We start from the raw sequence: 21,731 nt of genomic DNA on the forward strand, positions 1-21,731 counted from the left end.
GTCGGGAGGAGCGTAGCGCTTATTGAGAACCATGCGCGATAAGCGGGCGTCGCGGTGTGGAGGGAGGCGCGTCACGCGGCGGGCGGGTCCGCCTCCCGCGGCACGAGCGCGCCGAGCGGCAGCGACGCGCCCGCGGCGGCGGGCAGGCGCACGAGGTCCATGCCGGCCTCCCGCGCGAGCTCCTCGAGGCCCACCGGATCCCAGGAGTAGGCGTCGTGCACCTCGCGCGCGCGGCCGTCGGGCTCGCGCGTGCGCCACCGGGTGCGGAGGGCGAGGAGGCCGTCGGGCGCCGGATCCGCGCGGAACCACCACTCGACCTCGTCGTCGCCCACGCGCGTCCGGGCCAGCCGCGACTCGGGCACGCGCGTCCCGGGCTCGAGCCCCATCGTCTCGACGACGACGATCCCGCCCGGGATCAGCCGCTCGGCGATGCGCGGCCAGAGCCGGGCGCGCTGGCCCGCGTCGAGGTGGCCGAGCACCCCGCAGAGGAGCACCGCGGAGAGGCGGTCGGGCAGCTCGAGGTCGGGCGCGGATCCGGCGGTCACCGTCACGCGCTCCTGGAGGCCGGGGGCGTCGAGGATCCGCGCGGTGAGAACCGCCCGCAGCGGCTCGGACGGCTCGGCGGCGACCACGCGCGCCTCGGGATGCGCACGCGCGACGGCCCGCGCGACGACGCCCGTGCCCGCCCCGATGTCCAGCACGGGCGCCGCGGACAGGTCGCGGCCGTCGAGCAGGCGGCAGACGGCGGCGGCCGTGAGCTCGGCGTGCGCGGCGGCGGCGAGGTCGAAGAGCTCGGCCGCGGGTCCGTAGGGGTCGACCGCCGCCGGATCGGGGGACGCGGGCGGACCGCCGGAGCCCGGGCCCGTGGTCGCGGGCGCCGGCTCCGCCGCGGGCAGGATCGCCGCGGCCGTCACGCGCGGCGGCTCGCCCGGCCGGATGCTCCGCGGCGGGCCGAGCCGCCGGGTGAGGTCGACCCACGCGCGTGCCATCGTGATGTCCGCCTGCGCCGCGCGGAGGGCGTCGCCGTCGCCCGCGCGGATCTCCGCCACGAGCAGCCCGAGCGCGTGCGCCACCGCATCCGGCCACACGTCGTCGAACAGCTCGCCCGCGGTCGGGGCGGGCGCGTCCGGCCAGGAGGAGAGCCGCGGCAGGGCGCGCCGCGCGGGATCCCCGTCGAGGTCGAGCCGGCCGGCCGCGTCGCGCCGGGTGAACAGGGCCGGGCTCCAGGTCACGGGCCCGTGCACGTCGGCGAGCGTGAGCACGCCCGCCTCCGACGCGAGCGCGATCCGCGGCCAGAGCAGCGCGTGGTTGTCGCGGTCCGCGGGGTGCAGCTCGTCGTGCACGCGCAGGGAGAGGGGCACGCCGCCGACCACGCCCTCGATCGCCGTGAGCGGGGACGGCCGGGCCTCCAGCGCGGTCAGCTCGCGCGGGCGGGGCACGGGATCCGCGAACGCCCACGGCCGCAGCCCGCCGACCGCCAGGCCGAGGACGTCGACGAGCGGCTGCAGCAGGTGGACGGGACCCGCGGCGTCCACGTGCACGAGCGGGCTCCTGGCCCGCAGCCGCTCGGCCGACGCGAGGAAGCCGCGGGTCGCGCGCACGTGCCGGTAGTGCGTCGAGAGGCGGTAGCGGACGCCGGCCCTCCGGGCCGCGCGGGCGGCCGAGGTGATCTCGTCGGGGTGGGCCGGGTGCTCCTGGAGGACGTGGATCCCCCGGGCGAGCAGCGCCAGCACGAGGTCGGATCCGGGCCCGCCCTGCACGGCGGAGCCGACGGCGACCGAGGCCACGTCGACGTCGGCGGGCAGCTCGGCGACGTCGGTGACGAGCGGGACGCCGTGCTCGGTCGCGAGGGCGCGGGACGCGTCGCCGCCGCGGGCGAGGATCCCGACGAGCCGGAGCCCGGGCACGGCCCCGACGGCCCGCAGGTGGATGCGGCCGAAGCCGGTGCCGCAGACGACGACGCGCAGCTCCCGGTCTGCGGCGTCCCCGGTCACAGGTCCTCCTCCACCATCTCGCCCGCGTCGCCGGCGTCGTCGATGCGGGTGACGGTGCTCGCGCCCGACGCGGCGACGAGGTCGAGGACGCGCCGCGGATCCAGCACGTCGTGCGCGAAGCCGACCCCGGGTGCCACGGCGCCCGCGCGGATCTCCCGCACGGTGATGGCCGCGAGCTGGCCCGCGAGCACGTAGCTGTCGTCGCTGTGCAGCACGACCGCGCGCTCGACGGGCGCGCCGTCTGCCGCGGTGCCGCTCACGGAGACGGCCAGCACGTGGAACGGCCGGGTGCCGACGAGGTCGAGGTCGCCCGCGCGGATGAGCGCGTCGGCGGCGGCCGTCGCGCCGTCCTCGCCCGCGAGCAGCGCGGGCAGGCGGTTGAGGGCGTCCCGCACGGCGGGGCCCGGGTGCACGTTCCACCACGCGGCCTCCGCGAAGCCGTGCCCGCGGGCGATCCGCTCGGTCTCGGCCGACAGGTACGGCTGCAGGGCCACGCGTCCCGCGAAGAACGGCGCGGTCGCGTCCTCCTCCGCGCGGAGCGCGCGCTCGACGCGCCGACCACCGGACCACGCGGCGAGCGGCGTGCCGTACGCGGTGGATCCGGGGCCGCCGGCCGCGAGCGACAGCGGCACGTCGAGCGCGACCCCGGGCGAGCACGCCTCGACGCCGCCCACCCAGCCGCGCAGGCGCAGCGGACCGCGCAGCCCCTGGGCGGCGAGCCGCGGCAGGAGGCCCGACAGGCCGGGGACGACGCCCGTCGACACGACCGCGCGGCGGCCGTCGCGGACGGCGGCGTCGGCGAGGCCGCGCGCGACGAGGCCCGCGCGCACGGGCTCCTCGCCGCAGACGTCGACGTAGTCGGCGCCGGCCTCGATTGCCGCGGCCGCGATCCGGTCGCCGAACGCGAAGGCCGGCGCGGCGCAGTGCACCACCACGTCGGCGCCGCGGCAGAAGCGGGCGAGGGCGTCGTCGTCCAGGAGGTCGACGGTCACGGTCTCGACCTGCCCGCCCGCCTCCTCGGCCAGCTCGCGGAGCGGCGCCTCGCGGCGCCCGCCGAGCCGCAGCGGCTCGGCGGACGCGGCGCGGAGGGCGAGCACGGCGGGCCGCCCGACGGCGCCGGACGCGCCGATGACCGCGATCACGCGATGACCGCCCCGCCGGTGACGCGCGTGAGGATCGACAGCACGCGCGGCGCGTGCTCGACCGACAGGCAGTCGTAGTGGTCGCCCGGGATGTCGACGATGTCGAGCTCGCCGAGCGCGAGCTCCTCCCAGTAGTCGGTGACCGCCTCCCTGCTGCCCGGGAACGGGTACGCGCCGCTGTGCCGGAGGAACGTGATGTCGCCCGCGTACGGATCCGGCCGGTAGCGCGTGATCGCGAACACGCTCTGCCGGAAGGTGCGGAAGAAGCGCGTCATCTGCTCCGGCGTGTAGCTGCCGGACGCGGGCGGCACGACCTCGCACATGCGCGCGATGCGGGCCCGGCGCGGGATGCGCGACAGGTCGAGGAAGGCCCGGCCGATGTCGGCGAACTCGCCGTCGAGCGACGCGTAGCCGTCCACGGGCATGACCCCGGGGGTCCTCTCGAGGATGCGCGCGCCCGCCGCGGCGATGCGCCACGGGTCGGCGGGGAAGCCGAGGTCGACGGGGTCGATGCCGATCATCATCGCGAAGGAGTACTCGGACACCATCTCGTCGTCGAGCCGGAACGCGGGGCTGTGGCTGCTGATCGCGGTGAACGACGCCACGTCGGCGCCCGCCTCGGTCAGCGCGCGCGCCACCTCGGTGGCGACCAGGCCGCCGAGGCAGTAGCCGACGACGTGGAAGGTGCGGATGCCCGTGGCGAGGAGCTCGCGGGCGTACTCCGCGGCGATCCGGTCGATGAGCCCGTGCGGGTCGGCGTCGAGGAAGGCGTCGAGGTCGGGGACCTCCACGCCGTACAGCGAGCCGGTGCCGCGGGACCGGCGGCGGATCTCGGTCATGAGCGCGCGGTACGGCATGATCGTGCCGATCCCGGCGTGCACGAGCACGGTCGCCGGTCCCCGGCCGGATCCCGAGAGCAGGCTCACGGCCGGCGTCGCGGGGGCCTCCCGCTCGCCCGCGGCGCCCTGCCCGGCCTGGCGCACGTAGCCGGCGAGCCCGGCGATCGTGGGCCGGCGCAGCATGTGGCGCAGCACGACGTCCCACTCGAGGTCGACGACCTCGGGGAGCTGCTCCCGCATCCGGCCGACGAGGCGCGCCACGAGGAGCGAGTCGCCGCCGAGCGCGAAGAAGTCGTCGTCGCGGCCGATCCCGGGGCGGCCCAGCAGCTCCGCCCACAGCTCCTGGAGGCGGCGCTCGACGTCGTCGCGGGGCGCGTCGGATCCGGCGGCGACCGTCGCAGCGGGCGCCCGGTCCTCCGCGAGCCGGGCGAGCGCGGCCCGGTCGACCTTGCCGTTCGCGGTCACCGGCAGCGCGTCGAGCACCTGCCAGCGGCGCGGCACCATGTACTCCGGCAGGCGCTCGGCGGTGTGGCGGCGGAGGGAGGCGTCCCGCAGCGGCGCGCGGTCGGTCTTCACCCGCGCGAGCAGGAGGTGCTGGCCGAGGCCGGAGAGCGGATCCGCGTCGGCCGGCACCTGCTGGATCCCCTGCCCGCCGAGGTCGTCGAGCATCGCCCGCCACTCGGCGGCCTCGAAGAGCAGGGCGTCGCCGGCGAGCCGCGCGTCCGCGGGTCCGCCCGCGCGCACCTCCATGAAGTCGGTGGCGATCATCAGCGGCGGGTTGTCCTCGCGCGTGCTCTCGATCACGGCCAGGTGGCCGTGCGGGGCGAGGAGCCCGCGCAGGCGGCGGAGGGCGGCGGGCACGTCGGGCACGCCGTGCAGGCCGTTGGAGCAGATCACGACGTCGTAGGAGTTCGGGCGCTGCCCCTGCGGCAGCGGGTCGGCGGCCGGGTCGAAGGCCTGGAAGCGCACGCCCGGCCGGTCGGGGTGGCGCTCGCGCGCCTCGCCGACGTGGAACATCGAGGGGTCGGTGAACACGTACTCGACGGATCGGCCCGCGAGCGCGGGGATCAGCTGGTCGGCCGCGCCGCCCACGCCGCCGCGCACCTCGAGGATGCGCAGGGGCTCGTCCGCGCCGTGCCCGCGGCTGTCGTGCCGGTCGGCGAGCGCGACGACCGCCGCCGTGAGCGCCGCGGTGAGCAGGCGCACGCCGAGGTTGTCGCGGTAGGCCGCGCCGATCGCGTCGCTCGGGGCGCCCGGGTAGAGCAGCTCCGCGATGTCGAGGTCGCCGCTCACGAGGTCCGCGAGCGCGAGGCTCGACGCCTGCACGTGGCGCAGCAGCTCGGCGCTCCAGCGGATCTCCCGCTCGGCCTCCTCCACCCGGGCCCAGGCGCGGGCGACCCGCTCCGGATCGGCGGGGAGCGCGCCCCGGTAGCGCCCGTCGGCGTCGCGCGCGATGCGCCCGCGCCGCTCGAGCGCGCGGAGCCACCGGCGCACGACCACGCGGTGCGCGTCGCTCGCGCGGAGGAGCCCGGCGACCTCGTCCGCGGTGACGGGCACGGCGTCGTCGACGAGCGCCCCCGCGGCGGCGAGGGTCCGCTCGATCACGCGGAGCGCGTGCTCGTCGAAGCCGGCGAGGAACGCGCCGAGGGCGTCCGTGTCCACGTCCGCCGCGGCGACCGCGAGCGCGGCGCGGGCGGCGTCGCCGGGGGCGCCGTCCTCCGGCGTCGCGGCGGGCGCGATCCGCTCGGGCTGCACGATCCCGACGAGGTGCCGGCCCGCGGTCCCCTCGGCCACCTGCACCGCGCAGTCGGCGACGCCCGGGTGGGCGAGCACCGCGGCCTGGATCTCGGCCAGCTCGATGCGGTAGCCGCGGATCTTGACCTGCGCGTCCTCGCGCCCGAGCAGCTCGATGCTCCCGTCGGGCAGGTACCGGCCGATGTCGCCCGTGCGGTACTCGCGGTCGCCCGTGGCGGGATCCACCGGGAAGCGCTCGCGCGTGCGCTCCGCGTCGCCGAGGTACCCGAGCGCCACGCCCGCGCCGCGGATGAGGATCTCGCCGGGCACGCCCTCCGGCCGGTCGCGCCCGAGGTGGTCGACGACCGCCAGGCGCTGGCCCCGCAGGGGCGTGCCGTACGGGATGCTCGGCCGCAGCCGGTCGACCTCGCCGACCACGTGGTGCACCGACCAGATGGCGGCCTCGGTCGCGCCGCCCAGGCTCACGACGGTGAGCTCGGGGTGGCCGGCGCGCATGGCGTCGGGCAGGGTCACGGGGATCCAGTCGCCCGAGAGGAGCGCGAGCCGCAGCGTGCTCGGGCCGTCGTCGCCCGTCGGGCCGCCCGTCGCGGCGACCGCGTCGCGGTAGTCCTGCAGCATGCGCGCCTGCGCGGGCACGGAGTTCCAGAGCGTGACGCGGTGGCGGGCGATGAGCGCGGCCCAGTGCGAGGGGTCGTCGCGTCGGCGCGGGTCGGGCAGCACCATCGCGCCGCCCGCCCCGAGCACGCCGAGCACGTCGAAGACCGACAGGTCGAAGCCGAGGCCGGCGAGCGCGAGCACGCGGTCGTCGGGGCCGACGCCGAAGCGCTCGCGGATGTCCACGAGCGTGTTGTGCGCGGCGTGGTGGGAGAGGATCGCGCCCTTGGGGGTGCCCGTGGACCCGGACGTGTAGATGACGTAGGCGGGGTCGGCCGGATCCACGCCGTCGCGCCCGGCATCAGGGGCCGGCCGGCTGGTGGCGGGCTCGAGCGCGTCGACCGCGATCCGCTCGACGCCGGTCGGCCAGTCCGCGGGCGCGCCGACGAGGGCCTCCTGCGTGAGCACCTGCCGGATGCCGGCGTCGGCCAGCACGGTGTCGCGGCGGATCCGCGGCTGGGCCACGTCCACCGGCACGTAGGCGCCGCCCGCGAGGAGCACGCCGACGACCGCGACGACCTGCTCCCAGCCACGCTCGGCGACGATCGCGACGCGGTCGCCCGGGCGGTGCCCGGTGGAGCGGAGGCGCGCGGCGACGGAGGCCGCGCGCCGCACGAGCTCGTCGTGGGTGAGCGTGCGGTCGGGGGCGATGACGGCGGGCGCGTCGGGCGTCGCGTCCGCTGCCGCGAGGAGCGGCTCGTGCACGAGCGCGGGGGCGACCGGATCCCCGGTGTCGCCCACCCGGATCCGCCGCGCGCGCTGGTCGGCGGGCAGGTCGACGGCGCACGGGCGGTGCCACGCGGCCGGGTCGTCGGCGAGGGCGCGCACCGCACTGAGGAAGGCGTCGAACGCGGCGTCGGCGACGCCGTCGGCGAGCACGCCCTCCCGGACGTCCCAGCTGAGCTGGAGGCCGTCGGGCACGCGCAGGGCCTGGCAGTCGATCCAGACCTGCGGCGTGCGCGTGACGGCCGCGGTGATCCGCCCGCCGTCGCCCGTCGGCGCGCTCGCGGCGTCCCCGGCGAGGGCGCTCGTGAAGACCACGGGGGCGAGCGCCACGTCCAGCGCGTCGCCGCCGCGCCGCCGGGTGAGCTCGGCGAGCAGCTCGGTGCCGCCGCACAGCGGGTGGGCGAGGTCCTCGAGCAGGCGGGCGGAGAGCGCCCGCATCCGCTCGACGGCGGGCACGTCCGCGGTGAGGTCGACCTCGAGCAGCTCCACGGAGGTGAAGTCGCCGACCACGTGGTCCGCGCCCGCGGGCAGGCCGCCGCGATCCGAGACCGGCACGTTGAGGAGGAAGCGCGGGCTGCGGCTCCACCGGCCCGCGGTCTCGGCGTACGCGGCGAGCAGGGCGCTCGTCGGGGTCACGCCGGCGTCGGCGGCGGCCCGGTCGAGGCGCTGGGCGGCCGCGGGATCCAGCACGGCGGACAGTCGGCGGAACCGCGCGGGGGCGGCCATCGGGTCGTGGTCCGCGAGCGGCAGCTCCGGCGCGGGCGGCAGCTCATCGAGGCGCCGCCACCAGTAGGAGCGGTCCCGCTCGTACGCGGCCGACGCCGTGAGCGCGCGCCGGGCCAGCACGCAGTCGCGGAAGCCGGGTCCGTCGGCCGCGTCGGGCAGGCCGGTGGCCGGGTCGGCCACGAGCGCGCGCAGCTGGTCGAGCACGAGCTGGAGGCTCGCGTGGTCGAGCACGAGCAGGTCGACCGCCAGGTGCAGGCGGACCGCGTCGTCGGCGCGGGTGACGACGGCGCGCACGCGCGGCCAGCCCGGGTCGCGGCCCGTGCCCTGCGCGAGGTCCGCGCGCACCGCGTCGAGCCGGTGCCCGATCGAGGCCGGGCCGAGGCCGCGGAGGTCGTCGACCGGCACCCGGACGGGCCCCGGGTCGGCGAGGACGCGCTGCGAGCCGTCGGGGTGGACCTCGGCGCGCAGCATGCCGTGGTGCGCGACCAGGCGGATCCACGCGTCGACGATGCGCGCGGGGTCGGTGGACGCCGGCCACGACAGGTCGAGGTCCGCGCTGCAGGCGACGCCGCCGTAGGGGTAGGCGTCGGTGCGGCCGAGGAGGTAGGCGGTCTGCACGGGGGTGAGCGGGAACGGCGCGTGCGCGGCGGCCGGGTCGGCGGCGGCCGGATCCGGGGCGCCCGGGCCCGTCGCGTCCCGCCGCTCGAGGAGCGCGAGCACGTCGTCGCGATGCAGGCGGATGAGCTCGCGCCGGTCGTCGTCGATCACGCCGCGCGGCCCGCGGAACCGGATCCGCCCGTCCTCCGCCCAGAGCCGGACGCCGCGGGAGGTGAGGTCGTCGATGAGCTGTTCAGCGTTCACAGGTCTCCGCTTTCGAAGAGGTCGGCGCCGGCGGTGGCCGGCGGTCGGGCGGGTGCGTCCGCGGGGGTCGCGGACGCGGGGCTGGAGGGGGCGGGCGCGGCGAGGAGGCGGTCGATGCAGGCCGCGTACGCCCGCACGGTCGGCTCCTCGAGGAAGCGGCGGACGCCCGCGTCGACGCCGAACCGGCGCTGGGCCGCGGTCACGAGCCGGAGCATGGCGAGGCTGTCGCCGCCCGCCGCGAAGAAGCCGACGCCGGGGGCGGGCGGGGCGCCGAGGATCCCGGCCCACAGCTCGGCGAGGGCGATCTCGGTGGCGGTCGCGGCGGGGCGCGCGGCGGCGGCGGCGGTCGCGGCGTCGGGGTCGGGCAGCGTCGGATCCGCGCCGGCCTCCGCGAGCGCGCGGGCGAGCGCCGGCACGTCGACCTTGCCGTTCGCGGTCAGCGGCCACGTGTCGACGAGGTGGATGCGGTGCGGCACCGCGTACGCGGGCAGCCGGTCGGCGGCCGTCGCGGTCGCCGCGGACAGCACGGCGGCCCCGTCGTGCCCGTCGTCCGGCTCGACGGCCGCGTGCACGCGGCGTCGACCGCCCGGCCCGTCGACCACGACCGCGATCGCGCGCCGCACCCCGGGAGCGGCCGCGTGGGCGGCCTCGATCTCGCCGAGCTCCATCCGGTGCCCACCGAGCTTCACCTGCCGGTCGGCGCGGCCGAGGAACTCGAGGATCCCGCCCGGCCGGTACCTGCCGGTGTCGCCTGTGCGGTACCAGCGGCCGCCGTCGAGCTCGACGAACGCGGCCGCCGTGCGCGCCGGGTCGCCGCGGTAGCCGCGGGCGAGGCCGCGGCCGCCGATGACGAGCTCGCCGGGCACCCAGTCGGGGCAGTCCCGGCCGGACGCGTCGAGCACCCGGAACGCCTGGTCGGGCAGCGGCCGGCCGTAGGGCGCGGACGCCCAGCCCTCCAGGGGGCCGTCGACCTCCCACGCGTTCGACCAGATGGCCGCCTCGGTCGCGCCGCCCAGGGCGACGAGGCGCGTGTCGGGCCCGGCCGCCCGGATCAGGGGCCCGTGCAGGTCGGTGCCCACGCGGTCGCCGGAGACGAGCGCCGCGCGCAGCGTGCCGAGCATCCCGGGCCGGTCGTCGGCCGCGACGAGGAGCATGTCGAGCAGCATCGGCACGGTGTCCCACAGCGTGACCCCGTGCTCGTGCACGAGGTCGAGCCATCGCGGGGCGTCGCGCTCCTCGCCCTCCTCCGGGAGCACGAGCGCGCCGCCGGCGCCGAGGACGCCGAGCACGTCGAACACGGAGAGGTCGAAGTCGAGGGCGGAGAGCGCGAGGATCCGGTCGTGGGCGCCGACCTCGAGCATCCGGCCCACCGCGTCGATGGTGGACCACGCCGCGTCGTGCGTGATCTCCACCCCCTTGGGCTCGCCCGTGGACCCCGAGGTGTGGATGACGTAGGCGAGCGCGGACAGGGGAGGGCGCACGGGCTCGGCGAGCGGCTCCTCCGCGGCCGCGTCGGCCGGGCGGAGGAGGGCGGGCGCGTCCGGCTCGTCGCCGCCCGCCGCGGCCGGGTCGTCGGCGATGACCAGGCGGATCCCGCCCGCCCGGTGGATGGCCCGCCGCCGCGCGGGAGGCTGCGCGATCCCGACGGGCGCGTACGCGGCGCCCGCGGAGAGGATGCCGAGGACGGCCGCCGCCTGGTCCGCGCCGCGCGGGAGCGTGACGCCGACGAGGTCGCCCGGGCCGATGCCGCGCCGCCGGAGCGCGCCGGCGATCCGCATGGCGCGGTCGGCGAGCTGCCCGTGCGTCACGACGCGCGCCGCCGCTCCCGTGCCCGTGATGAGCGCGGGCGCGTCGGGGGTCCGCCGCGCGGCCGCGTGCACGCCGTCGTGCAGGAGCCGGCCGGGTCGCGGGGTCGCGGCGGCCGCGGGGGTCGCGGCGCGGGCGCGCGCCTGGTCGGCCGGGGGATCCACGGGGAGCGGCGCATCCCAGTCGGCCGTGGCGAGGTGCTCGAGCGTGGTCACGTACGCGGCGACGAGCGCGTCGACGAGGCCGGGCGGGAACGCGTCGTCGCGGGCGTCCACGTCGACCCGCAGCCCGCCGTGGTCCTCCAGCACCTGGACGTCGATGAGCACCTGGGGGGACTGGGACACGCCGTGGATCCGCTCGCCGAACGACCCCGAGACGTCGGCCGAGACCCCGTCGCCGACGCCGATCGCGCTCGTGAACACGACGGGCACCGGCGCCACGGCCGTGCCCTGGAGGCGGGCCCGCTCCCGGAGGATCCACGACGCGGGCGCCTCGCGGTGGTCGAGGTCGGCGGCGAGGCGCTCCTGCAGCCCGCGGGCCGCCTCCACGGCGGAGTCCGCGGCGCGGTGGTCCAGCAGGGTCAGGGCGGTGAAGTCGCCGACGAGCCGCGGCATCTCGGGATGCACGTCGCGCCGGTCGAAGAGCGTCAGCGTCATGGTGAGGTCGCGCTGCCCGGTCCAGCGGGAGAGCACGTGGCCGTACGCGGTCGCGAGCATGCTCGTGGGGGTGAGCCCGGCCGCCCGGCAGCGGTCGCGGAACGCGGTCCACCACGCGGCGTCGAAGCGGTGCGCGCGGCGCGTGAAGCGCGGCGCCGGATCCGCGTCCGCGAGCGGCAGCCGCGGGGCGTCGGGCATCCCGGCGAGCCGCGCGCGCCAGTGCTCCTCGTCGACGCGCCGCCGCTCCGGGTCCGGCCGCGTCTGGAGCACGCAGTCGCGGAAGGTGAGCTCGGCGGGCGCGGGCGGGAGCGGCTGCCCGCGCATGAGCAGGTCGAGCTCGGTGTAGAGGATCATGATCGACAGCGCGTCGACCACGGCGTAGTCGATGCCGATCGCGATGCGCGTGCGCAGGCCACCCCGGCCGTCGGGGTAGCGCAGCGCGTCGACGTCGAACAGCGGCCACACGGCGAGGTCATGGCAGCGGTGCGACGTGCGTTCCCGGAACCCCGCGAGGGCGGCGTCCACCGCGTCCTGATCCGCGTCCGCCGGCACGTCGCGCACGTCGACGCGCACGGGCGGCACCTCCTCGAGCACGCGCTGGGTGCCGTCGGGGTGGATCACCGTGCGCAGCGTCGGGTGCCGGCGCACGAGCTCGTCGAACGCGGCGGCGAGCAGGTCGAGGTCCTGGCCCCGGCCGTCGAACTCGGTGTGGTGGTAGGTGCCCACGCCGCCGAGCGGGATGCGCGGATCGCGGCCGACCGCGTACGCGCGCTGCACGTCGGTGAGCGGGAACGGGTCGTGGCGGTGCGCGGGGTCGGGCACGATCCGGGCGCGGGCGTCCGCCGGCTCCGGCGCGGAGAGGTGCAGGGTCGCCGCGAAGTCGGCCAGCACCGGGTGCCGGAAGAGCGCGGCCACGCTCGCGTCGGCGGCGCCCCGGGCCCGCAGGGCGGCGATGCTCCGGGTCGCCTGGAGGGAGTCGCCGCCCGCGGCGAAGAAGGAGCGCCCTCGCCCGCACGGGACGCCGAGCAGCTCGCTCCAGACGCGCTCGACGAGCCGCTCCTCGGGCGACAGCGGGGCGTCGTCGTCCGGGCGCGGCGCGGGGGCGGGTCGCTCGGCGAGCTCCGCGCGGATCCGGGCCCGGTCGACCTTGCCGTTGGGCGTGAGCGGCAGCTCGGCGCGCACGACCACGCGCGCGCAGTCCATGGAGGGCGGCAGCAGGGCGCGCGCGTGGGCCGCGACGGCGTCGGGCGCGACGACGCGGCCGGGCTCGGGCACCACCATCGCGGCGAGCGCGCCCGCGACGGCGACGACGACGGCGCTCCGCACGCCCGGGGACGAGGCCAGCGCGGCCTCGACCTCGCCGGGTTCCACGCGGTGCCCCCGGATCTTCAGCTGGTGGTCCGCGCGCCCGAGGAACTCGAGCACGGGCCGCCCGGCGCCGTCGCGTCGGTACCGCCCGCGGTCGCCCGAGCGGTACCAGCGCTCGCCGTCGAGCACCGGGAAGCGGGCGGCGGTGAGCTCGGGATCGCCGCGGTAGCCCCGGGCCAGCGCGTGCCCGCCCACGAGCAGCTCGCCGGGCACGCCGTCGGGGCGGTCGCGGCCCCGCTCGTCGACGACGCGGAGGCGCACGCCGGGCAGCGGCTCGCCCCAGGGGAGGCCGCGCGCGGTCGTCGACGCGCCCGCGGGATCGCAGGCGCCCGCCTCGTGCACGGTGGAGTGGATGGTGGCCTCGGTCATCCCGCCGAGCGCGAGCAGCCGCGCGGTGGGCGCGCAGGCGGCCAGGCGGCCCGGCAGGTCCGGCCCGACGACGTCGCCGCCGAGCAGCACGAGCCGCAGGGGCAGCGGCCCGTCGGCGGTCGCGGCGAGCAGCATGTCGAGGAGCGCGGGCACGGTGTTCCACACCGTGACGCCGTGCGCGCGCACGAGCTCCCGCCAGCGGTCGGCATCGCGGCGCTCGTGCTCGGCGGGCACGACGACCGCGCCGCCCACCGAGAGCACCGCGAACAGGTCGTAGACGGAGAGGTCGAAGTCGAGCGCGGAGAGCGCGATGGCGCGGTCGTCCGGGCCGACGGGCGCGACGCGGGCGAGCGATCGGAGGGTGGCGACGGCGGCGCGATGGGCGACCTCGACGCCCTTCGGCCGGCCCGTGGATCCCGACGTGAACAGCAGGTAGGCGGGGGCGTCGGGCGACACCGCGACGGGATCCGCGCGGGGCTCGGCGTGCCGGGCGTCGCCCAGCGCGACCACGGGCGGCCCGTCCGGGCCGAGGCCGGCCGCGATCCCCGCGACCAGCCCGTCGTCCGCGAGGACGGCGTCGATCCCCCGCTCGAGGACCAGCGCCCGGCGCGCGGGCGGCTGGTCCGGCCCGACGGGCGCGTAGCAGGCGCCGGCGAGCAGCACGCCCAACACGGCGGCCACGCGGTCCGGCCCGGCCGGCGCCGTGATCGCCACGGTCGCGCCGCGGCCCACATCCCGGTCCCGCAGCAGCCCGGCGACCCGCCGAGCGCGGTCGGCCAGCTCGCCGTACGCGACCACGCGGCCGTCGGATCCGATGACCGCCGGCCGATCCGGATCCGCCGCCGCCCGGGCGAGGAACGCCGCGTGCAGGAGGTCGTCGCCCGCGTCGCCCGCGGGCCGCTCGCGCGCCCGACGCGCCCGCACGTCCTCCGGGGCGGGGACCGCGAGCGCCGGCAGGTCCCACGCGCCGGGCCGCTCGTGCACGAGGCCGTCGACGAGCTGCCGGTACGCCGCGAACGCGGCCTCCATCGCGGCGGCCTCGAGGATGTCGACCCGCACGTCCCAGTTGAGCAGCAGCCCGCCCTCGAGCTCGGTGACCTGCGCGTCGAGCCACACCTGCGGGCCCTGCGAGATGATCCAGACCGGCTCCCCGAGCGCGCGGCGGATGGACGCGTCGTACAGCTCGCCCAGGCCGATGGCGCTCGTGTAGACGACCGGCGCCAGCACCGGGCTCCCGCCGTCGCGGCGCGCGAGGTCGCGGAGCACGTCCACGCCGCCGTAGCCCGCATGGGCGACGGCCTCGCGCACGCCCTGCTGGATCCGCCGCGCGTCCTCCCGGAACGAGCGCTCCTCCCGCAGGTCGACGTCGAGCAGGATCGAGGTGCTGAACTCGCCCACGAGCAGCTCCAGCCCGTCCTCGTCGCCGCGGTCGAGCACGGGCAGGTTGAGCAGGAAGCGGCCGTCGGCCGACCAGGCGGCCACGACCTCCGCGAAGGCCGTCGCGAGCACCGCGGCGACCGTCAGCCCGCGGGCGCGGGAGGCGGCTTCGAGCAGGCGGAGCTCCTCCGCGCCCACGCGGTGGTGCAGCCGGCGCGAGCGCGGCGACGCGCCGGCCTGCTCGGCGTCGGCGCGGAGGGGGAGCGCGGGGCCCGCCGGGAGGTCGGGCACGCGCTCGAGCCACCAGCGTGCGTCGGCCGAGGTGCGGGACGCCGCGGCGCGCGCGGCCCGGGCGGCCAGCTCCACGCGCACGTCGCGGCGGATGGCGGGCAGGGGCCGCCCGGGCTCCTCCACGAGGTCGCGGAGGTCGGCGAGGAGCACGCGGAGGCTGATGGCGTCGCCCGCGAGCATGTCGAGGTCGACGTGCAGGCGGCTGCGGCCGCCGGGCAGGAGCGTGAGGTCGACGCGGAGGACCTCGCCGCGCTCGACGGCCATGCGGCGGTGCGTGCCCTCGTCGCGCATCCGCGCGAGGCGCGCGTCCACGGCGTCGGCATCCCCCGCGCGGAGGTCGTGGACCCGCAGCCGCGCGGCGGGCGGCTCCTCGTCGGCGGGCAGCGGCTGCTGCGTGCCGTCGTCCCGGAAGCGCATCCGGAGCGACGCGTGCCGGGCGACCAGGGCGGCGAGGGCCGTGCGCAGCCGCTCGGGATCCCGCTCCGGCCCGTCGAGCTCGACGAAGAAGTGCGCGGCGACCGATCCGGACGGCTGGCCGGGCTGGCGGCCGAGCCAGTACGCGTGCTGCAGCGGGGTGAGCGGCGAGGGCGACGCGGGATCGAGGGCGGGTGCCGCGGTGTGCCCGGCGGGATCCGCGGGGGCCGCGCCGTCGTCCGCGACGGCGTCGTCCTCGGCGCCGTCGCCCAGCACGCGCGTCCACGCGCGGATGGTGGGGTCGGCCGCGAGCCGGGAGAAGTCGGCCGCGAGGCCGTCGCGTCGCCAGCGTCCGGCGAGGCGGATGAGCGCGGTGGACTCGAGCCCGAGGTCCACGAGGTCGTCGTCGATGCCCACCTCGGCGGGGTCGAGGCGCAGGGCCCGCGCCACCTGGTCGCGGAGCAGCGCGACGGGAGGGACGGAGGGGATCCGCTCGGTCATGTGCACGCTCCTGGGACTCGTATTGTTGAGAATGGTTATCATATGGCTCGCTGACGCGCCGTGACGAGATCCGTCCACGGCATGAGGAGGACGCCGACAGATGCACGAGCGCGAGGGCGGGGAGCGCCCCGATCACGGGGTCGCGGGAGGATCCGCGGACTGGGCCGGCGCGTTCCCCCGCGCCGCCCGGGCGCCCGGGCGGGAGCCGGACGCCCGGCTCGACGGCATCCTGCGCCGGAGCGCCGCCCGCGTGCCCGACCGCACGGCCCTCGTCGGGAACGGCGGGCGCTGGACCCACGCCGGGCTCGACGCCGAGGTCGACCTCGCCGCGCGCGGCCTCCGCCGGGCGGGCGTCCGGCCCGGCGACCGGATCCTGCTGCAGCTCGCCGACGGCGCCGCCTTCGTCATCGCGTGGTGCGCGCTCGTGCGCGCCGGCGCCGTGCCCGTGCACGCCATGCCGGGCCACCGCCTCATGGAGCTCGCGCACCTCGCGGCCGGCAGCGGCGCGCGCGGCATGGTCGTCGCGGAGCGCGTGGGCCGCGACGACGGCCTCGAGCTCGCGGCCGGGGTGCGCGCGGCCTGCCCCGGGCTCGACCTCGTGATCGTGCACGGCGCCCGACGCGGCGACGGCGCCCGACGCGGCGACGGCGGGCTCACGTGGGACGAGGTCCGCGACCGGGGCCGGGCCGAGCATCCCGCCGCCGCACCCGACCCGGCGCTCGACCCGGTCGCGCCCGACGGCGCGCCCCGCCTCGCGCTCCTCCTGCACTCGGGCGGCACCACGGGCCTGCCGAAGCTCATCCCGCGCCACCACGCGGAGTACTCCTACAACGCGTGGGCGGCGGCGCGCGCCGCGGGCGTCGGACCCGAGTCGGTGCTGCTCGCCGTGCTGCCCGTGGCCTTCAACTTCACCCTCGCGTGCCCCGGCGTGCTCGGCGTGCTCGACGCGGGCGGCACCGTCGTCATCGCGCCCGACCCGGATCCCGCGACGGCCTTCGTGCTGGTCGCCCGCGAGCGCGTGACCCACGTGGCCCTCACCCCCACGCTGGCGCGCGCGTGGATCGACGAGGCCGCGCACACGACCGCCGACATCTCGAGCCTCCGCGTCGTCCAGGTGGGCGGCGCCCGGCTCGACGACGTCACGGCGCGCGCCCTCGAGCCCGCGCTCGGCGCCACGCTCCAGCAGGTCTACGGGATGGCCGAGGGGCTCGTCTGCACGACCGCCCTCGACGATCCGCCCGAGCTGCGCTGGGGCACCCAGGGCCGCCCGACCAGCCCCGACGACCTGGTCCGCCTGCGGGCCGCCGACGGATCCCTCGCGGCCGACGGCGCCGAGGGCGAGCTCGAGACCCGCGGGCCGTGCACGCTCCGCGCCTACCACGCGGCCCCCGACGCGGACGCGACGGCCTTCACCGCGGACGGCTTCTACCGCACGGGCGACGTCGTGCGTCGGCTGCCGTCGGGGCACCTCGTCGTCACGGGACGCGCGAAGGACCAGGTCAACCGCGGCGGCGAGAAGTACGCGGCCGCGGAGGTCGAGCGCTACCTGCTGGCCCTGCCGTCCGTGCGCGCGGCGGCGGTCGTGCCGGTGCCGGATCCCGATCTGGGGGAGCGCGCGGTCGCGGTCGTCGCCTGCGCGGGGCCCGCCCCGGATCGCCGCCAGGTCGTCGCGCACCTCCGCGCGCTCGGGGTGGCGGCGTACAAGCACCCGGACCGTGTGGTCGCGCTGCCCGAGCTGCCGCTCACCGCGGTGGGCAAGATCGACAAGGCCCGGGTCGCCGCGCTGCTGGCGGCGCAGGCGGACGCGCCCGCGGACTCCGCCGCCGCCGGGGACCCCCGTGCTTGACGCGATCCTCCCCGCGGGCGCCGTCCTGGCGGAGGAGCGCGGTCCCGCCCGCGAGCACGCCATGCACCCGGCCGAGGCGGGCGCCGTCGCCCGCGCGGTGCCCGCGCGCCGGCGCGAGTTCGCGGCGACCCGGGCCTGCGCGCGCACCGCGCTCGCCGCGCTCCGCGCCCTCGCCGGGGAGGCCGTCGTCGCCGCCCCCGGATCCCCCCTCGTCGCGATCCCGAAGGGCCGCGGCGGCGACCCCGTCTGGCCCCGCGGCGTCATCGGCAGCCTCACGCACTGCGCGGGCTACCGAGCCGCCGTCGTCGCGGGCGTGGACGCGCTGCGCACCATCGGGATCGACGCCGAGCCGCACGCGCCGCTGCCCGGCGAGGCCCGCGACATCGTGGGGCTCGCGGGCGAGCTCGATCCGCATCCGCCGCTCGGCGCCGACGTGCACGCGGACTGCGTGCTCTTCAGCGCCAAGGAGTCGGTGGGCAAGGCGCACTACGCCCGCTACCGCGAGTGGCTCGGCTTCGCGGACCTCCACGTCACGCTCCACCCCGGCGGCGCGTTCACCGCGCGGCGGCGCGCGCCCGGCCCCGTCCCGTTCCCCGCCTACCGCGGCAGCTGGCGCGTCACGGAGGGCCTCGTCCTCACGTGCGCGTGGCTCGCCGTCCCCCGCGTCCCGTCCGCCCGCGTCCCGTCCGCCCCCATCCCGTCCGCCGGCGTCCCGTCCGCCGTCCCCCGCCTCGCCTGAAGGAGCCCCCATGCCCGCAGCCCCCGTGACCCGCGTAGCCGAGCTGCGGATCACCCGCGATCCGCTCGGCGCCGTCGCCGACCTCGCGCGGGCCGTCCGCCACGAGCCGCACGTGATCCTCGAGGAGGCCGGGCGCTTCTCCTGCGCGATCGGCGCGTGGGCCGAGGTCGTGGTCGACCGGCGGGTCGTGCGCCTGCGCGTCGCCGGCGAGGAGGACGTGGTCGTGCCGTGGCGCGAGCAGCCCCTGCGCGTGGTGGACCGGCTGCTCGCGGGCCTCGGCCCCGGCCGCGGGCGCGCCTTCGGCACCGCGTCCTTCGAGCTGGCGCGCGCGCACGCGGGCCTCCCGGTCGCCGCCGACGCGGGGGAGCTCCTGCACGTGATCCTGCCGCGCACGGAGGTGACCATCGCGGACGGCCTCGCGACCGTCCGCTCGGGCGACGCGCGGGAGGCGGCGGCGGTCGCCCGGATCCTCGGTGCCGCCGAGCCCGCCGTGGAGCCCGCGTCCGGCCCCGCCGCCCTCGTGCCCGCGCACGAGCGCTCCGGCGTCGCGGATCCCGAGGAGGGCCGCGCGCGCTACCTGGCGGCGGTGGCGTCGGGCATCGCCGCCATCCACGCGGGGGAGCTCCAGAAGGTCGTCGTGTCCCGCCGCGTGCCCGTCATGGGCGAGGTGGACCTGCCCGCCACCTTCGTGCGCGGACGCCGGGCCAACACGCCCGCCCGCTCCTACCTGCTGGGCCTCGGCGGGGTCGAGGCGGTGGGCTTCAGCCCCGAGATCGTCGTGGCGGTGGACGCCCGTGGCATCGTGCGCACCCAGCCGCTCGCCGGCACGCGGGCGCTCGTCGCCGACCCCGTCGAGTCCCGGCGGCTGCGCGAGGAGCTCCTGTCGGACGCGAAGGAGATCCACGAGCACGCGATCTCGGTGAAGCTCGCGGTCGAGGAGATGGCCCCCGTGTGCCGCCCGGGCAGCGTGCGCGTCGAGCAGTTCATGGTGGTGGAGGAGCGCGGCACCGTGCAGCACCTGGCCTCCCGCGTGGCGGGCGAGCTCGCCGACGGCCTCACGTGCTGGGACGCGCTGGCCGCGCTGTTCCCGGCCGTCACCGCATCGGGCGTCCCCAAGCGCGCCGCGTACGACCTCATCCGGCGGTTGGAGGGGCACGACCGCGGCCTCTACGCCGGCGCGGTCCTCCGGATCGACGCGGACGGCGCCCTCGACGCGGCCCTGGTGCTGCGGACGCTGTTCCGGCGCGGCGGCACGACGTGGCTGCAGGCCGGCGCGGGCGTCGTCGGGGCGTCCCGTCCGACGCGCGAGCTGGAGGAGACGCGCGAGAAGCTGGCGAGCATCGCGGACCACGTCGTCCGCGCCCCCGGAACGGTCACCGGAGCGCGGACCTCCGTCGGGGGCGGCATCGGCTCCCGCGCACCGCGGGGAGCCGCCGCCGGCCGGTGACGGCGGGGCTCAGACCCCGCCGCCCCCGCCTCCTCCTCCGCCGCCGCCGGAGGTCGTGCCCCCGGTGGATCCGCCGCTCGAGCTCGATCCGGAGTACGCGCCGTGCATGCTCGACGACACCGACCCGAGGCTCGACGCGAACACGGCGGGCGCGAACGGCGTCTGCCCGGCGTACCAGCCCGGCCGGCTCCGCTCGCGCTCGTAGCGGCGGCCGAGCTCGTCGGCCCACTCCTCCTCCTGGCCGAACATGGCGGCGTACGGCAGCAGCTCCTCGGTGAGGCGCAGCACGTCGCGCTCGTCGCGCGGGAGGTCGTGCCGCTCGGCGCCCGCGGGCGACTGCAGCATGCGGATCCGGTCGGCCTCGGCCAGCCGGATGAACTCGCGGAGCCCCGCCAGGTGGTCGCGGAGCGCCACGCCGCGCTCCGTCAGCGGGTGCTTCACGAGCGCCACGATCGTGACGATCAGCGCGAGCACGGCCACCACGAGGAACGCGATCACGACCGGCCCGCCGTACGCCTGCGCGAGGGACAGCACCGCGAACACGACGGCCGCCCCCGCGCCGAGCGCGGCCGCGAGGATCAGCAGCACCATCGCGCCCATCGGGAGCGGCTTCCGTAGGCCGTCGGGCACCGTCCGCCGGGTGATCGCGGCCATGAGCTTCTGGATCCGCGTCCCCGCCTTCGCGTCGGTGCGCCGCAGGTCCTTCACGGCGCCGGCCCCCGCGCCCTCGCCGAAGACGGCGTCGAGGAACGCGCGCTCGTCGGGGTCGTCGACGCGCGAGGGATCCACGAGCTCCAGCGAGAACGCGGGCTTCCTGCCGCCGTCCCGCTCCAGGATCCGCACGGCGCCGCGCACCGCGAGGTCGAGCAGGAGCGCGGTGGTCGCGCGGGACGCGTTCCCCGAGATCACCGCGGAGACCAGCACGCCGACGCCCTCCGGCGGGTCGTACTGGGCGACGATCGTGCCGCGGCCGGGCGCATCGGCGAGGCGCCGGCGCCGGAGCACCAGGGCACCCGCGGCGGCGGCCAGCGCGATCAGCGCGCCGAGGAGCGACAGCGACGGCCACGGCGCCGCGAGGAACGACGAGTCGCGCGGCGTGAACGTGCCGGGCTCGAACCCGATCGAGAGGCTGAGGTTCTCGCGCGGCCCGAGGTCGGTCGCGCTCGCGCGGAAGCCGGTGTCGGTGCGGGAGATCTCCGCCGGCCCGTCCGCGCCGGCGGGCCCGGAGGCCGCGTCCGCCCCGCCGGTCAGCCGGCCGAGGAGCTCCGGCGCGATCTCGACGGTCGCCGTCACGCGCCCGAACGGCTGCGCCCAGCCGAGGCCGTTGACGTCCCAGTAGAACTCGTCGGCGTCCGTGTCCGCGTAGGCGCGGGTCACGTCGTGCTGCTCGTACTCGATGACGTAGGTCTGCTCGCCGCGCACGTACGCGTCGTCGTCGGCGATCGTGAGCACGAGCGCGCCGTCGTCCGACTCGGACTCGTAGGCCCGCGGGACGCCCGCGCCGTCCGTGACGGAGAGCACGCGGAGGCCCGTGGGATGCCCGTCGTAGCCCTCGACGAGCTCGCGGCGGATCCCGCGGTTCTGGTCCCGGTCGGGGAACTCGGCCACGAGCGTCTCGGTGGTGCGGAGCACGGAGCGCCCGTCCGCGTCGGCCGAGAGCCGGTAGACGGCGTCGAAGGAGCGGAAGGAGAAGTCGTCCACGTCGGCGTGCGCCGGGGCGGCGAGGCCGAGCGGGATCGCGAGCGCGGTGAGCAGCGCGGCGACGACCGCCACGCGGATCCGGGCGGCGCGGGCGGCGGTCCCGGTGCGGCGCGTGCCCCGGGCGATGCCGATCGCCCCGTCGCGGTCACGCATCGGTCGGCCCCGCGTCGACCAGCTGCCACTCCGCGGCGAACTCCCGCGCGCTCCGGGTCTCGAGCTCGAGCCGCGCGCGCTGGAGCAGCCGGTCGGCCTCCACGAGGTCCCCGGCGTCCTGGCGCAGGACCTCGCGGCCGGTGTCGATGCGCCGCACGACGAGCTGCGCCTCCCCGCCGATGTCCTCGCCCCCCGCGCCGACCGCGGCGAAGAGGATCGCGCCGGCCGCCCGGGCCGCCCGCCGGATCGGCCGCCTGGGCCCCGGTTCGAGCCGTGCCTCGAGGACCTCGGCGGCGACCGCGTCGTCCTCCCCGTGCGCATCCGACGTCATCGTGCTCCCCTCGCGCGGTCCCCGCCGCACCCGGA

At 78.2% G+C, this 21,731-nt stretch carries 9 protein-coding genes; 3 read left to right on the forward strand and 6 right to left on the reverse strand.

The features are described from left to right. Positions 1 to 71: 71 nt before the first annotated feature. From ITJ40_RS01125 to ITJ40_RS01140, 4 genes are read right to left on the reverse strand one after another with little or no spacing between them, the layout of a single operon-like run. Positions 72 to 1,994, reverse strand: a complete 1,923-nt coding sequence (locus tag ITJ40_RS01125; RefSeq protein ID WP_194665237.1) for a Gfo/Idh/MocA family oxidoreductase — start codon at positions 1,992 to 1,994, stop codon at positions 72 to 74. Continuing rightward, positions 1,991 to 3,136 (reverse strand): saccharopine dehydrogenase NADP-binding domain-containing protein, encoded by a 1,146-nt coding sequence (locus ITJ40_RS01130; protein ID WP_194665239.1) that lies wholly within the window; start codon positions 3,134 to 3,136, stop codon positions 1,991 to 1,993. The genes ITJ40_RS01125 and ITJ40_RS01130 overlap by 4 nt, the downstream gene beginning before the upstream one ends. Next, positions 3,133 to 8,697, reverse strand: coding sequence for a non-ribosomal peptide synthetase (locus tag ITJ40_RS17330; RefSeq protein ID WP_194665241.1), 5,565 nt, complete (start codon positions 8,695 to 8,697; stop codon positions 3,133 to 3,135). Before ITJ40_RS17330 ends, ITJ40_RS01130 begins: the two co-directional genes overlap by 4 nt. Further along, a complete protein-coding gene (locus ITJ40_RS01140) occupies positions 8,694 to 15,479 on the reverse strand; it encodes a non-ribosomal peptide synthetase (protein ID WP_194665243.1) in 6,786 nt (2,261 codons plus the stop codon). The genes ITJ40_RS17330 and ITJ40_RS01140 overlap by 4 nt, the downstream gene beginning before the upstream one ends. A gap of 100 nt (positions 15,480 to 15,579) precedes the next feature. Here ITJ40_RS01140 and ITJ40_RS01145 point away from each other — a divergent pair, with 100 nt between their 5' ends. From ITJ40_RS01145 to ITJ40_RS01155, 3 genes are read left to right on the forward strand one after another with little or no spacing between them, the layout of a single operon-like run. Further along, the gene (locus tag ITJ40_RS01145) at positions 15,580 to 17,325 is read left to right on the forward strand and encodes a (2,3-dihydroxybenzoyl)adenylate synthase (protein WP_194665245.1); all 1,746 of its coding nucleotides are present in this window, start codon (positions 15,580 to 15,582) and stop codon (positions 17,323 to 17,325) included. After that, the gene (locus ITJ40_RS01150) at positions 17,318 to 18,064 is read left to right on the forward strand and encodes a 4'-phosphopantetheinyl transferase (protein WP_370531959.1); all 747 of its coding nucleotides are present in this window, start codon (positions 17,318 to 17,320) and stop codon (positions 18,062 to 18,064) included. Before ITJ40_RS01145 ends, ITJ40_RS01150 begins: the two co-directional genes overlap by 8 nt. 10 nt (positions 18,065 to 18,074) lie before the next feature. Then, entirely contained in the window at positions 18,075 to 19,511 is a 1,437-nt protein-coding gene (locus ITJ40_RS01155; RefSeq protein ID WP_194665247.1) for a salicylate synthase, read from the forward strand. A 9-nt stretch (positions 19,512 to 19,520) separates the two neighbouring features. Here ITJ40_RS01155 and ITJ40_RS01160 read toward each other — a convergent pair whose 3' ends face one another. After that, the gene (locus tag ITJ40_RS01160) at positions 19,521 to 21,365 is read right to left on the reverse strand and encodes a DUF2207 domain-containing protein (protein WP_194665249.1); all 1,845 of its coding nucleotides are present in this window, start codon (positions 21,363 to 21,365) and stop codon (positions 19,521 to 19,523) included. Next, on the reverse strand, positions 21,358 to 21,696 hold the full coding sequence (locus ITJ40_RS01165) for a hypothetical protein (RefSeq protein WP_194665251.1): 339 nt from the start codon (positions 21,694 to 21,696) through the stop codon (positions 21,358 to 21,360). The genes ITJ40_RS01160 and ITJ40_RS01165 overlap by 8 nt, the downstream gene beginning before the upstream one ends. Positions 21,697 to 21,731 lie beyond the last annotated feature (35 nt).

This window comes from Clavibacter sp. VKM Ac-2872 (assembly GCF_015351105.1).
Classification (GTDB): Bacteria; Actinomycetota; Actinomycetes; order Actinomycetales; family Microbacteriaceae; genus Clavibacter.